Raw genomic sequence first — 12,584 nt, 5'->3', positions numbered from 1 at the left:
GGAACCCGCTCCGCGGGTTCCACAGCGCTGCGCGCTGTGCCAACGAACCGTCTCGCTGCGCTCGACGGGGCTCGGCTTCGCCGAGCCAGAGCCGGCCCTTCGGGCCGGAGTCCTGCGCTTCGCTCCGGACTGGTTCGGGGTTCCGCTGCGCTCCACCCCGAACGGCCTGCTTCGCAGGCCTGAGTGACCCCGTTTCACGGGGTCCGGGCCTGCGGCCCGTTGGGCGGGTCCGCTTCGCTTCCCCACCCGGGTCCTTCCGGCTCCGCCTCCAGTACCAGCCCGCTCCGCGGGCGGCTGGCAGCAGAGGGGCCGGGTTTGGGTCTTCCTGGCCTGCGAAGTCCTGGGGCCGGGGCTCTGCTGGTGTGGTAGCCGATCTGCGAGGTCCACCGCCATCCGTATGAGGATTGCTGTCAGTCGGGTGACGCGCAGGCTGGGCCGGGCTCAGCGGTGGGTCACGGTGAGGTCAGCTGACCCTGATGCTTCATTCTGGCGTCCAGATTGAAACTGGACTAGAGGGTATCTCGTGCTGGGGCCTGACTTGCCGAGTGGATCCAGTGAGCTCGGTGACATGGGGTCGATGGCCAACCAGCCTTCGTAGGCGGCCTGTTGCTCTCACCTGAGGGTGATGGCCGGTGGGGCTGGAGCTCGCGGCCGCCGGGCTGAGGTGCTGCAGGCTCGTGGACGGTAGCAGGGGCGGGAGATGTGCTGCTACCGGTCGGCGGGTACTCCACCCCGTCGTGTGGCTCGGTCTCTCCGCTCATCTCCCGGATGGCCCGAGCAGTTTCACTGAGGCGGAAGGGCGGCTTGCCCGATGAGCCACTGGTCCGGGGGAAGGGAGCGAGGGGTTGTCGGAGTCTCGTGGGCAGCCAAAAGGTGTGGTCAGCCATGCCTGAGTCTGACCGATCTCCAGCAGGGATCTGCCGTGTGGGTCCGCTGAGTGGAGAAACGACCTGGTCCTTGATGTGCCGGCTCGCAGCCCGTTACGGCCAGGACCCCGGCTGCCTACTCGGCCACTGGCGGTGGAAGAACCACCAGCCCCGGCACCCTGGCGGCGCGCTCCGCGCGGACGCGGAAGTCCTGCTCAGTCCGGTGGGCCAGGCTGTGTTGGCAAGACTCTGCAAAGTCGACCAGGAGACGCTCAGGCATGCGCTGCCGTCCTGGGACAGCAACGAGGACGGACTCTCCGCACAGGAAGCGGTAGACGCCCCACAGGCCCTCTGGCGCGTCGGTGGTGCAGTCATCGGGCCGGTGGCGTTCGCCTGTCGGCTGTGTACGGCACGGCGCACCGGGCAGCCGCATCGCTCGGTTCGTTACGCCGAACGCTGGGAGCGGGTCTGCGGGCGGCACAGTCGCTGGTTGCTCGACGCCGACGCCGATCAGACGCTGGAGAGCCTCGACCTGCGCAGGGTCCCAGAAATCGTCGGGGTGCAGCGGCGGTGGAGTGGGGTGTTCCGCCGGGCGCGGCGGGCCGGGGTGGAGCCGGCCGAGGTGTTCGGCCTGGCTCGGGCGGTCGTGTGCCGGTGGTGGGAGCACTCCCTTCACTGGGAGCAGGAATGGATCTGGCCGCGGCGTCTGGAGCTGGTCGCGGGCCGTGGGGCTCGTGGGGATGTTGACCGTTGGCGGGCCATCGCGCGCGATGCGGTGGTCTTCCCCGAGATCGTCGCCTTGGCCGACGTCCTGCTGGACCCGGCCGCCGAGGAACTGGCGTGGACCGACAGCGGGAGAGCGGGACTCCCCCGCCCGCTCCCTGGGGAAAGTCGGTTCGACCGCCATCTTGGCGAGCAGGTTGGACGCCCCTGGCTCGGGCCGCTGGTCGCGACGGACGGTGGCCCGCTGATCACGTGGAAGGCCGCGGTCATCCGCTGGCGATGGCACACGCGGGTTGACCCCTACGACGCCGGTCCGTGGCGGGTCAGGGCCGATCAGCAGCCGCCTACCATGGCCGCCCTGCTCCGTGAGCAGAGTCGGGAGAAGACCGCGGGCGGCTCCGGCACGAACTGGCGCTCCACCGTGCCACCCGAGCAACGCATGTTCATCACCAGCCTCATCGAGGCCGCCGAGGAAGAACTGCTCCAGCTGCGCGGCGCGCACCAGGGGCGCACCGCCGACGCCGCCCGCCTGCTGCTGCAGCAGCTCAGCCACTCCATCGGCCTGCTCGACCAGGCCCTGCGGGAAGCGGCCCTCGCAGCGGTGACCGCCGGCGTCGCACTCCACGACGTCGAGCAATGGGCAGGAATCGCCGACTCCCTCCCCAAGGACGAGGACGAGGGCGAGGAGTAGCGGGGCGGTCCAGAAGCGGGCGTAGCGGGCGCAGTACTGCATCCGGCACTCGCACACGAGCAGAATGCGCAAACCGGGCACGGATGTTGGCGGGGGCTGTTGACTCAACCATGTGAGCAGCACGTCAGAGGCCGACGGTACCGAGCAGCGCGTGGGCGAGGGGTTCGGGTTCGAGGTGGCCTTCTCCGAGTTCGGCGGACAGGCAGTACGGCAGCGGTGGGTGGACACGGCGGTGACCGTCGCGTTCGAGCACCTGGAGCCGGTCTCGGCGTTCCCTGTGATGCCCGGCAGACGGTGGGGGCCGGGGCTGTGGTGGTCGGCGACCACCGGTCGGCATGTCGCCTCAGGGTCGAACGCGATGCGCGCGCAACTGATGGTCCTGGACCGCGACCCGGACATCGTCGGCCTGGCCGGGCGGCCCCTGCGCCTGCTGTGGCACGACGAACAGCGGCGGGCACGGTCATGGACTCCGCAGCTGTTCGCGCGGCGTACGGACGGGACCGCACTGCTCGCCGACTGCCCCAGCCACAACGGCGCGGGCGGGGAACGGGCCCTGGCGGCCGCCATGATGATGGAGCGGGCCTGCGAGCAGGTCGGGTGGAGCTACCAGCGCCTGGAACCGCTCGATGCGGTACTGGCGGCCAACCTGCGGTGGCTGGCCGGCTACCGCCACCCCCGCAACCAAATCCGCCCTGACCTCACCGCCGCCGTCCTCGCGGCCTTCGCACGCCCGCGGCCGCTGATCGACGGCGTCCAAGCCGTCGGCGACCCGATCGAGGTCCTCCCCGCCGCCTTCCACGCACTGTGGCACGGGCACCTGAGCGTCCCGCTGGAGCGGCCGCTACACGAACGGGTCCTGGTCGAGCCGGGCGTCCTTTCGCCTGCCGAAGCCGTCAGAGCCGCAAGCCCGCACGACATGGCCAGCGGCCTCAAGGAGGTGCCGTGACGGGGCCGCGGAGCGGACGGCCTGTTGTAGCGGTCGGCTCGTACGTCCACTTCGGCGGTGCGCGGTGGCAGGTCGTCGCGCTGGCGGGGCAGTGCGTGCATCTGGCTCAGGACGACGGGAGCAGTGCGGTGGTCCTCACCGGTCACCTGTTCGCCGATCCTGGCTTCAAGCTGGCGGGGGCGCAGACTGAGCTGGGGCGGCCGGTGCCGCAGTGGGGGCTGTTCGAGACGGCGCCCGCCGCGGCGCGGGAGAGGGCTCTGGCCTGGCAGCAGCACATCCGCGAAGTCGAGTGCGGGCGGCCCGGCGGCCCGGACAGCGGCGAAAGGGTCCGGGAGGAGTACGACCCCGACCGATGGACGCTGGCCGAGCGGGAGCGGGCCAAGGCCGCCGAACTCACCGCGCTGGGCTTCGCCAAGGTGTCCCGCACGACAGTGCAGCGCATGCGTCTCGCCTACCGAAAGCAGGGCTTGTGGGGGCTGCTCGACCACCGCACCACCCGCGGACCCGGCCCCGCAGGCCGGCAAGACGAACGGGTCGCGGATGCGGTGAAGGAAGCGCTGCGTCGGCAGCGGCGCCGGTCCAGGGGCACCATGAACGCCCTGTTCCCCCTCGTCCTGCAGATCCTCGAAGACCGGTATGGTCCCGGCGTCGTGCCCGCACCGTCGCAGGCCACCCTCTACCGGCTCGTCCACCAGCTCGCCCACCCCACCGACCTCCCGGGCCGGCCCGTGCGCAACCCGCCGATCACCAGCGATGGGCGCGGCTTCACCCCGACCGTGGCGCTGCGGCCCGGCGAACAGGTCCAGATCGACACCACCCGCCTGGACGTCCTGGCCGTCTTCGACGACGGCGCCGTGGGCAGGCCGGAGCTCACCATCGCCGTCGACGTCGCCACCCGCGCGATCCTCGCCGCCGTGCTCTGCCCCTCCAGCACCCAGGCCGTCGACGCCGCCCTGCTCCTGGCGGAGATGGCCGTCCCCTACCCGGCCCAGCCCACCTGGCCCGACGCCCTACGGTTCGCGCACAGCTCGCTGCTCCCGCACCAGCGGCTGCTGACTCTGGACGAACGGCTGGACGGCGCGGCCGCGCGGCCGGCCGTCGTACCGGAGACGATCGTCACCGACCGCGGCAGCGTCTACCTGTCGAAGGCGTTCACCGCCGCGTGCGAAACCCTCGGCATCAGCGTCCAGGCCGCCCCGCCGTACGCGCCGACCGCCAAAGGCATCGTCGAGCGGACCTTCGGCACCATCAACACTCTCTTCTGCCAGCACCTGCCCGGATACACCGGGCCCGACATCACCCAGCGCGGCCCCGACACCCACCTTGAGGCCCGCTACACCGTCCCCCAGCTCCAAGACCTCCTCGACGAATGGCTCGTCCACTACCACCACCGCCCCCACGAAGGCCTGCGCCACCCGGTCCTGCCGAAGGCCGCGCTCACGCCGAACCAGATGTGGGCCGCCCTCATCTCCGTCGCTGGGCACGTCCCCCTGCCACTCACTGGGCAGGACTATCTGGAGCTGCTGCCGGTGCGCTGGAGCGCCATCACCGAACGCGGCATCCGCCTGCATCACCGCACCTACGACCACGACCTCCTCGCCCCCCACCGCGGCCAGCCCTCCCCCAACACCGCGCGCGGCGGAAAGTGGGAGGTCCACCACAACCCCCACGACGCCCGCCAGATCTGGCTACGCCTGACCGACGGAACCTTGGCCGAGGTCCCCTGGATCCACCGCGACCACGCCCACCACCCGTTCAACGAACGCACCTGGCAGCACGTCCGCGCACAAGCCATCCGCCACCCCGACCCCGACCAACACGAAGCCGACCTCGCCGACGCCCTCGACCAACTCATGCGCCGAGCACACGACGGCAACGCCACACGCACCGAACACCGCCTCCTGGCCCGCAGCACCAGACCACGGCCCCTCCCGGCGTCCGCGCCGGCCCGCTCCGGGCACACAGGCGAAGAGTCCGCCACCGGCCCGACAGGCACCGAAGCCGACAGCCTCGACGACCTGGACGACACCCCCGACAGGCCATACGACGCCGAAGCCGAAGACGAGCCTGCAGGCGAGACCGGCTCCCCTGCCCGCCCGTACACCGGACTCGGGCTCTACGACGCACACGCGGAAGCACTCACATGGTGAACAACACCCCGGCAAGCCCTGGGACCCGAGCCTCCGGCGTCCGCCAAACCGCGGACCCGGCACAGCCGGAAGACGACCAGTGGCCTCAGCGGTCCTGGCCGATCACCACGTGGCAGGGCTGGCAGCAGTTCGTCCACACCCCGCCCCCGATACCGCCCAGGCCCGACGACCCGCCACGCAGCATTGAGGAGCGCCTGGCCTACCACTCCGCGTTCGTCACCGTCCGCACCCCAGCCATCGACACCCTCGCCACCAGCGTCCGCACCCTGATGATCCTCGGCCGCCATCAGCAGACCACCGCCCGGCCCTCGCTCATCGTCACCGGGCCCGCCGCCTCCGGAAAGACCACAGCCCTCCTCCACGTCGGACGCACCTGCCACCTCGCCCACACCCGCACCGCACCCCCACCCGGCAAACCGTCGCACGCCCCAGTCCCCATCGTGTACGTCCTCGTCCCGCCCGGCGCGACCGCCAAGACACTGGCGGCGGAATTCGCCCGCTACCTCGGCATCCCGATCACAACCCGGATGACCCAGACCCAGATCACCGAAAGCGTCTGCCACACCTACAACCAGGCCGGCATCCGCCTCGTCCTCATCGACGAGATCCACCGCGTCAACCCCCGCACCACCACCGGCGCCGAAACCGCCGACCTCATCAAAGACCTCACCGAACGCATCGCGGCGACATTCGTCTACGCCGGCATCGACGTCACCCAAACGCCCCTGTTCACCGGTGTCCGCGGTGCCCAGCTGGCCGGCAGGGCATCACTCATCGAGTGCGGACCCCTCCCCGCCCGCCTCGGCAACCGGCACCCCTTCACCGACACCGTCACCGACCTCGAAAACGCCCTCGACCTTGAACGACACCGGCCCGGAACCCTCCCCCGCCACGCCACCTACCTCCACCAGCGCACCGCCGGCCGCATCGGAAGCCTCACCAGACTCATCCGACAAGCCGCCATCACCGCCATCCATGACGGCACCGAACGCATCACCAAAACCACACTCGACGCGATCCACCTCGACCACCACGCCGAAACCACACACCAGCCCCGAACCCGCACCCCCACCCACCAAACACCGCGCTGACCTGCACAAACACCCAGGAAACACGAAATGGTGCCTCGGTCCTTTAGACCCAGACACCATCTGCAACACCAGCAAAACTCTCAACCAACCTGAAAGAACCCCAGGTCAAACCACTCCCACCCGACACACCCCGTTCTCAACCCAACCTGCAACACCCCAGCTCACCAACCCCCTGACACCCCAACCGCCCTCCCCCTCAGCGACAAACGCGGTCCCGGGCGGGGCCGCGGCCCCCAGCTGGTAGGTGGAGGTGATACCGCGGGTGAGGACGGTGATCAGTACGCTGAGCGACGGCCGGCTAGGCGTCTCTCACAAGCGGTGCGTCTGTCACGCTGATCGCGAATCACCCTGTTCGCCAGACGCTGGCCCGATTCTCTGGATGCCGGCTCGTCTGCGCTCGATGTGCCGACGCGGTCTCCGGTGCCCGGCGGGTTCTTGGCGAGCCGACCTGCGAGTGCGCTCAGCGGACGTCGACCGGGTGAGGACGGCGAGTGTGAGCAGAGCGAGCGCCGGCAGCACGGCGACGATGATTCCCATCGGCAAGGCTTCGGCGGCGCCACCCGCGCCGGCCAGCGGAGCAAGTGCCCCGCCGAACATGAACTGGCTGAAGCCGAGCAGAGCGGCAGCCGACCCGGCGTGTCCGCCGTGGTCGGCCAGGGCCTGGGCCGCGGCGTTCGGCATGACGAGGCCCACGCTGGAGACCAGGACGAACAGGCCGGTCAGGAGCGCGGGCAGGGGTGCCCGTGTCAGCACCGCGCCCAGGACCGTGGTGCCACCGGCTGTCGCGCCCAGCAGCCCGGCGAGCAGCAGCCCGCGGGCGCCGGCCCGGGCCACCAGCCTGCCGCTGATCTGGGCGGCCGCGATGAGTCCGGCGGCGTTGACGGCGAACACGGCGCTGTACTGCTGCGGTGACAGGCCGTGGATTTCCTGCAGGACGAACGGCGAGCCGGAGATGTAGGCGAACATCGCCGCGAAGACCAGGCCGTTGGCCAGGACGTACCCGGTGAAGACCCGGTCGCCGAGCAGCTGCCCGACGACGGCCGGCAGCGGCTGGCGTGACGCGGAGGACCGGGTCTCGGGCAGTGCTGCGGCGGAGGCTGCCAGCATCACGGCGCCGAGTACGGCCAGGCCCACGAAGATCCCCGGCCAGGCCGTGGCGCGCAGTAGCTGGCCGCCGAGGACCGGCGCGAACACCGGTGCCAGGCCGGTGATCAAGGTCAGTAGGGAGAAGAGACGTGCGGTGCGGGTTCCGGAGGAGCGGTCGCGGACCATGGCGTTGGCGATGACGATGCCGAAGGCCCCGCCGATGCCCTGGACCAGGCGTAGGCCGACGAAGGTACGGATGTCGGGCGCCACCGCGCAGAGCGCGCTGGCGATCGTGTAGAGGGCGAGGCCCGCCAGCAACGGACGCCGCCGGCCGTAGGTGTCGCTCAGCGGCCCGGCGATCAGCTGCCCGATGGCCAGCCCGGCCAGGCAGGCGGTGATGGTGAGCTGGGTGGCCGCGGCGCTGGTGCGCAGGTCGCCGGCGAGGTCCGGCAGTGCGGGCAGGTAGCCGTCGATGGACAGTGGTCCCAGGGCCGCAAGCGCTGCGAGCAGGACGATGAATCGGGTTTGCGGGCCGGCGGCGTCGTTGCTCATGGCTCAGTACGCCACGGTGATGCGGCGGCGGATCGCGGTGCCGCTCTCGATCGTGTCGGCCAGGGCGATCGCGTAGTCGGCGTACGAGATGCGGCTGTTGCCGTCGTCGTCGGTGAGCAGGGTGTCCGCGGCGCTGCGGTAGGTCCCGGTCCGCTCGCCCGCTTCGATGACCGCGGCGGGCGATACGTACGTCCAGTCGAGGTCGTGCACGCCGCGGTAGAGGTCGAGTGCCTCGGACTGGGCCTGGGCGTTGGCCTTCCACATCGCGGGGAAGTCCGGGTCGTCCATGACCCGGGTGCCGGTCGGCGTGCGTAGGCTGCCGGCACCGCCGATGGTGACCAGGCGGGTGACACCGGCTCGGCGGAGTCCGTCGATCAGCGCACGGGCGGCGCCGACGATCGTGGCGCGGTCGTTCTCCTGGCCGATCCGGGGGCCGACGGCCGACAGTACGGCGTCGTGGGAGGCGGCGAGGCCGGCGACCGCGGCGGCGTCTGTGACGTCACCGGTGGTCACGGTCAGGGCCTTGTGCCCCGGTCCGTCGATGTGGCCGGCTCGGGTGACCGCGGTGACGGTGTGGCCGCGACGCAGTAGTTCCTCGGTGGCGGGCCGGCCGATGTTGCCGCTGGCACCGAACAGGACGATCTTCATGTGTTGCTCCTTGTTTCTGATGGTCACAGGACGCTCTGGCCGTCGGCGACGAGGGCCGCGGTGATGCCGCGCTCGTCGGCGGCGTGCTGGAAGCGCTGCTCGATGTCGGGTTGTTCGGTGTAGAACGGCGGGTTGTGGAACAGGCCGTAGTGCATGGCGCAGACGGTGCCGGCGCCGAGTGCGACGGCGGCCTCGACGCCCTGCTCGGGGGTCATGGTCGCCGGGACGTTGGCCGCGTAGCCCTCGAAGTGGGCGATGACGCCGTTGACCGGGACGAACGCGACGTCGAACGGGCCGTGGTCGCGGGCGATCTGCCACCAGCTGCCGTGCCACTGGGTGTCGCCGCAGTGGATGACCCGCCGGCCGGAGCCTTCGACGACCCAGGCGACCTGGTCACAGTCGTTGCCGCGCCAGTCCAGCGAGGTCACCGGGGTGACGGTCAGCTCTCCGATGCGGCGGGAGCGGCCCAGGTCCTGGGTGACGGGGGTGATGCCCGCCTCGCGCAGCGCCGCCGCGCTGGGGGTGTGGCAGCCGATCGTGCCGGTGGCCGCGATCCGGGCGATCAGGTCGTGGTCGTAGTGGTCGGGGTGCAGGTGGGTGATGAGGGCGTGGGTGCCGGGCGGGGTATCGACCGGGTCGACCGGCCGGTGCGGCGGCCCCATCACCGGTGCCAGTGGAGCGACGTTCTCGAGCGGGTCGATCAGCAGGCGGGTGTCGCCGAGACGGATCTCGACGCCGGCCCAGGCCAGCCGACGCACGGAAAGGGTGGGGGTCATGGGCAGCGACGCTAAACCGAGGTTGTTGAGAAAGTCAACAAGCGAGTTTTGAATCTCAACACCCCGATGTAGGGTGGTGGCATGCGCACCTATGGGCAGTACTGCGGCATCGCGAAAACACTGGACACCGTCGGCGACCGATGGACCCTGCTGATCGTCCGTGAACTGTTCGCCCTGGGGCCTTGCCGGCACACCGACCTGCGCAACGGGCTGCCCGGGATCGCCAGCAACCTGCTGGTCGACCGGCTCCGCGAACTCGAGGAAGCCGGCCTGATCCACCGCGAGGCCGCCCCGCCGCCGGTGGCCACCGCCCTGTTCTCCCTCACCGAGCGCGGCCGCGAGCTCGAGCCGGTGCTGCGGGAACTCAGCCGGTGGGGCATGCCGCTGTTGCGTGAGCCGGGCGGCAGCGACACCTTCCGCACCCACTGGCTGGACATGCCCGCCCGGGCACTGACCGACCACCACCCCGACCAGCCGGCAATCGCCCTGCAACTGCACGCCGACGGCAACGAAGACCTGGTCATCGAAGTCAAGGACGGCTCGGTGCACACCCACGCCGGCCGGGTCGACCACCCCACCGCGTCACTGACCGGACCACCGCACCTACTGGCCGCCACCCTGCTCGGCGACCTCGACCTGAGCGCCGCAGTACAGCAGGGCCTGCAACTCAGCGGCGAACGCGAGGCAGTGATGCGCATCCTGCCCCGCTGACCGACCGGCCGCACGCGGGCCCGCGATCTCAAGCCCTACCGAGTCTGCGCCGGTCTCAAAAACGACGCGCCCGACATCACCGCCACCCACCTCACCCACCACCGCGCGTCCCGAAAACGGCGGCTGGCGCCGCTTCTTCGCCGACCCCAAGAACCCCCGAACCCGAAGCCACCGACCGTGCCCTGACCCAGGCCGTGCTACGCACCTGCCGACACATCGGCATCGATCCGCTCTGGCTCCACCCCGGCACTCCGCTCACCTCCCGAGGGCAGACGACAGTCACGAAAGCAAGATCCGCCAACCACTGCACTCATCCACCAAGCAAAAATCCCGGTCGCAGGGGGCGGGTGGTCACCACCGGCGCGCGGACCCTGTCCACAGGGCCGCTCCCCGAGTCTCGGGTCCTGAGGCCGTCGCGATCCGCGCGGCGGCCCGTACATGAGGAGCCGTCATACCCGACACCACCACCCCGCCGCGCGCCCCGATGACCCCGCACCCGGCAAATCAACGCGTTCAGCTACCTTCGCGCCGGCCAGACCGGGAACGTCCAAGCCGCCCGCGGGTCCGCCGACGCCGAGCCGCGGATGGCCGAGCTACTCGACGACGTCGTCGTCGAGCGGATCGTCGTCCCCGTCACCGCCCTGCCCTGCCCGGGGGCCAGCGAGCCGACCACGGAGATGTTCGCCCTATGGGGAGTCAGTCCTGGGCACGGTGCTCCTCACGAGCGCGCACACGGATCCGGAGGACTGACCACTTCGGGTGGGATTCCTGGTTCTGATGGCGCCGGATAAGGCGTCATCTCTACGCTCGAACAACACGGGGCCGGCCGCGTGACCGGCCAAGGACGAACTGGTGCAGGAGAGTACGTGCTCACCACGGGCAAGCTGGTACGGGACCGAATCCCTCAGATCATCCGCGCAGACGGAGCCGAGCCGGAGGTCTACGTGGCCGAACCGGCCGAGTACCGGGAGAGGCTCCGCGTGAAGCTGGCCGAGGAGGTGGCGGAGTACATGGAGGCGGACGAGACCGACGCCCCCGAGGAGCTCGCGGACGTCCTCGAGGTCGCCTTCGCCCTCGCGGCGGACCTCGGCGTCGACTCTGCCCAGCTGGAGAAGATCCGGGCGTCCAAGGCCGAGCAGCGGGGCGGATTCTCGGAGCGCATTGTCTGGACCGGCAACCGTTGACCTGCGGCGCCGCTCCCGCAGCGCCGCTACAGCTCGGGCTTGACCAGCACGATGTGGCTCACCCCCGGCAGGGGAAGCCCGGCCCCCATCACAGGGGTGAGGCCCGCATGACGGGCGAGCGCAGTGGTCTCCGCCGCACTGATGCCGCGCTGGAAGGTCCCCTTCCCCTCGCTTGACCAGTAGCCGTCATGGTGGGCCGTCCAGTTGCCGACGGCGGCGGCCTTCGTGATCTCCTCGGGGCAACGGGTGACGACCACGACGTGCCCCCCGGGGCGTACGAACATGGCCGCGTCCTGCAGCGCGCGGATCCGCGCTCCCGGGTCGGGCAGCACGTTGAGGACGAACATCTGGGTCACCAGTACGTCCGCGGCGGAACCCTCCTCACCGCCCAGCAGACCGGAGGCGGGCAGGAACGCGGACTTCGAGCAGGCACCCTCAACGTGCCGGGGATCGTCGGCTTCGGAGCCGCCGCCCACCTCATCACCAGCGACACCGTCCCGGCCCCCACCCAGATACGTGCCCTTCGCGACCGCCTCCAGGACCAGCTCCTCGCCGCGATCCCCGGCTCCAGCGTCAACGGCCACCCAACCCGGCGACTCCCCGGCACCCTCAGCATCACCCTCCCGGACGTCGAAGCCGCAGACATCCTCGACCACCTCCCCGACATCGCCGCCTCCACCGGATCCGCCTGCGACACCGGCACCAGCGCCCCCTCCCACGTCCTCACCGCCATCGGACTCGACCACACGCAGGCACGCCGAACCCTCCGCCTCGGAATCGGACGGACCACCACCCCCGCCGAGGTCAAACATGCCGCAGACCTGATCGCGCAGGCAGCCGCCAGGGCGCGAGCAGCCGTCACCGCTGCGGCGTAGGCCATCAGGCGGCCGACCGAGTCGGACCGGCAACTCTGCCAAGAGCGGCCACGAGTACCGTCCTGCTGGTGATCGACTTCACAGAGTTCATGCAGGACTTCCACCGGCCTTCGAGAGCGGCCCGGTGGCAGCGGGCCGAGAACTCGGCGGCGGTAATGCAGTAGACGCAATGGCCCGCCTCCTCGGCGACCACCGGGGCGGCAACAGGCTTCGGGGCCGGGGCGGCGGGGGTTGCGCAGGGCTCGCGGAACTCCGCTGGCACAGCCCCGCCCGAGCCCCGAAGCC

11 protein-coding genes are annotated in these 12,584 nt (G+C 70.7%); 7 read left to right on the top strand and 4 right to left on the bottom strand.

Annotation, left to right across the window (positions count from 1 at the left end; translation table 11 throughout):
• The first annotated feature begins 1,356 nt into the window (after positions 1 to 1,356).
• The 4 genes from AB0O29_RS20765 (at position 1,357) to AB0O29_RS20750 (ending at position 6,467) form a co-directional block, all read left to right on the top strand.
• On the top strand, positions 1,357 to 2,280 hold the full coding sequence (locus tag AB0O29_RS20765) for a DNA-binding protein (RefSeq protein WP_365153394.1): 924 nt from the start codon (positions 1,357 to 1,359) through the stop codon (positions 2,278 to 2,280).
• A 175-nt stretch (positions 2,281 to 2,455) separates the two neighbouring features.
• Complete coding sequence (locus tag AB0O29_RS20760) at positions 2,456 to 3,226, top strand: TnsA-like heteromeric transposase endonuclease subunit (RefSeq protein WP_365153399.1); 771 nt, start codon at positions 2,456 to 2,458, stop codon at positions 3,224 to 3,226.
• On the top strand, positions 3,223 to 5,376 hold the full coding sequence (locus tag AB0O29_RS20755) for a Mu transposase C-terminal domain-containing protein (protein WP_365153392.1): 2,154 nt from the start codon (positions 3,223 to 3,225) through the stop codon (positions 5,374 to 5,376). Before AB0O29_RS20760 ends, AB0O29_RS20755 begins: the two co-directional genes overlap by 4 nt.
• 101 nt (positions 5,377 to 5,477) lie before the next feature.
• Complete coding sequence (locus AB0O29_RS20750) at positions 5,478 to 6,467, top strand: TniB family NTP-binding protein (RefSeq protein WP_365153398.1); 990 nt, start codon at positions 5,478 to 5,480, stop codon at positions 6,465 to 6,467.
• Positions 6,468 to 6,794: 327 nt separating this feature from the next.
• Here AB0O29_RS20750 and AB0O29_RS20745 read toward each other — a convergent pair whose 3' ends face one another.
• Genes AB0O29_RS20745 through AB0O29_RS20735 form a run of 3 tightly spaced genes read right to left on the bottom strand, consistent with a single transcriptional unit; the run spans position 6,795 to position 9,529 of the window.
• Positions 6,795 to 8,105: a multidrug effflux MFS transporter gene (locus AB0O29_RS20745; RefSeq protein ID WP_365153390.1), complete on the bottom strand. Its 1,311-nt coding sequence runs from the start codon at positions 8,103 to 8,105 to the stop codon at positions 6,795 to 6,797.
• A gap of 3 nt (positions 8,106 to 8,108) precedes the next feature.
• The gene (locus tag AB0O29_RS20740) at positions 8,109 to 8,753 is read right to left on the bottom strand and encodes an NAD(P)H-binding protein (RefSeq protein WP_365153388.1); all 645 of its coding nucleotides are present in this window, start codon (positions 8,751 to 8,753) and stop codon (positions 8,109 to 8,111) included.
• 23 nt (positions 8,754 to 8,776) lie between these two features.
• The gene (locus AB0O29_RS20735; RefSeq protein ID WP_365153386.1) at positions 8,777 to 9,529 is read right to left on the bottom strand and encodes an MBL fold metallo-hydrolase; all 753 of its coding nucleotides are present in this window, start codon (positions 9,527 to 9,529) and stop codon (positions 8,777 to 8,779) included.
• Between the two features lie 81 nt (positions 9,530 to 9,610).
• Here AB0O29_RS20735 and AB0O29_RS20730 point away from each other — a divergent pair, with 81 nt between their 5' ends.
• On the top strand, positions 9,611 to 10,240 hold the full coding sequence (locus AB0O29_RS20730; RefSeq protein ID WP_365153384.1) for a winged helix-turn-helix transcriptional regulator: 630 nt from the start codon (positions 9,611 to 9,613) through the stop codon (positions 10,238 to 10,240).
• Between the two features lie 866 nt (positions 10,241 to 11,106).
• Entirely contained in the window at positions 11,107 to 11,424 is a 318-nt protein-coding gene (locus AB0O29_RS20725; protein ID WP_365153383.1) for a nucleoside triphosphate pyrophosphohydrolase, read from the top strand.
• Positions 11,425 to 11,450: 26 nt separating this feature from the next.
• Here AB0O29_RS20725 and AB0O29_RS20720 read toward each other — a convergent pair whose 3' ends face one another.
• Entirely contained in the window at positions 11,451 to 11,780 is a 330-nt protein-coding gene (locus AB0O29_RS20720; RefSeq protein ID WP_365153401.1) for a hypothetical protein, read from the bottom strand.
• On the opposite strand from AB0O29_RS20720, the gene AB0O29_RS20715 reads away from it, so the two are divergent.
• Entirely contained in the window at positions 11,685 to 12,299 is a 615-nt protein-coding gene (locus AB0O29_RS20715; protein ID WP_365153382.1) for an aminotransferase class V-fold PLP-dependent enzyme, read from the top strand. The two genes, AB0O29_RS20720 and AB0O29_RS20715, sit on opposite strands and share 96 nt — an antisense overlap.
• The last annotated feature ends 285 nt before the right edge of the window (positions 12,300 to 12,584 follow it).

The sequence above is a fragment of the Streptomyces sp. NPDC089915 genome (assembly GCF_040684675.1).
Lineage (GTDB): Bacteria > Actinomycetota > Actinomycetes > Streptomycetales > Streptomycetaceae > Streptomyces.
Note: the sequence above shows the minus strand (reverse complement) of the source record. Positions and strands in the feature narration are given on the sequence as shown.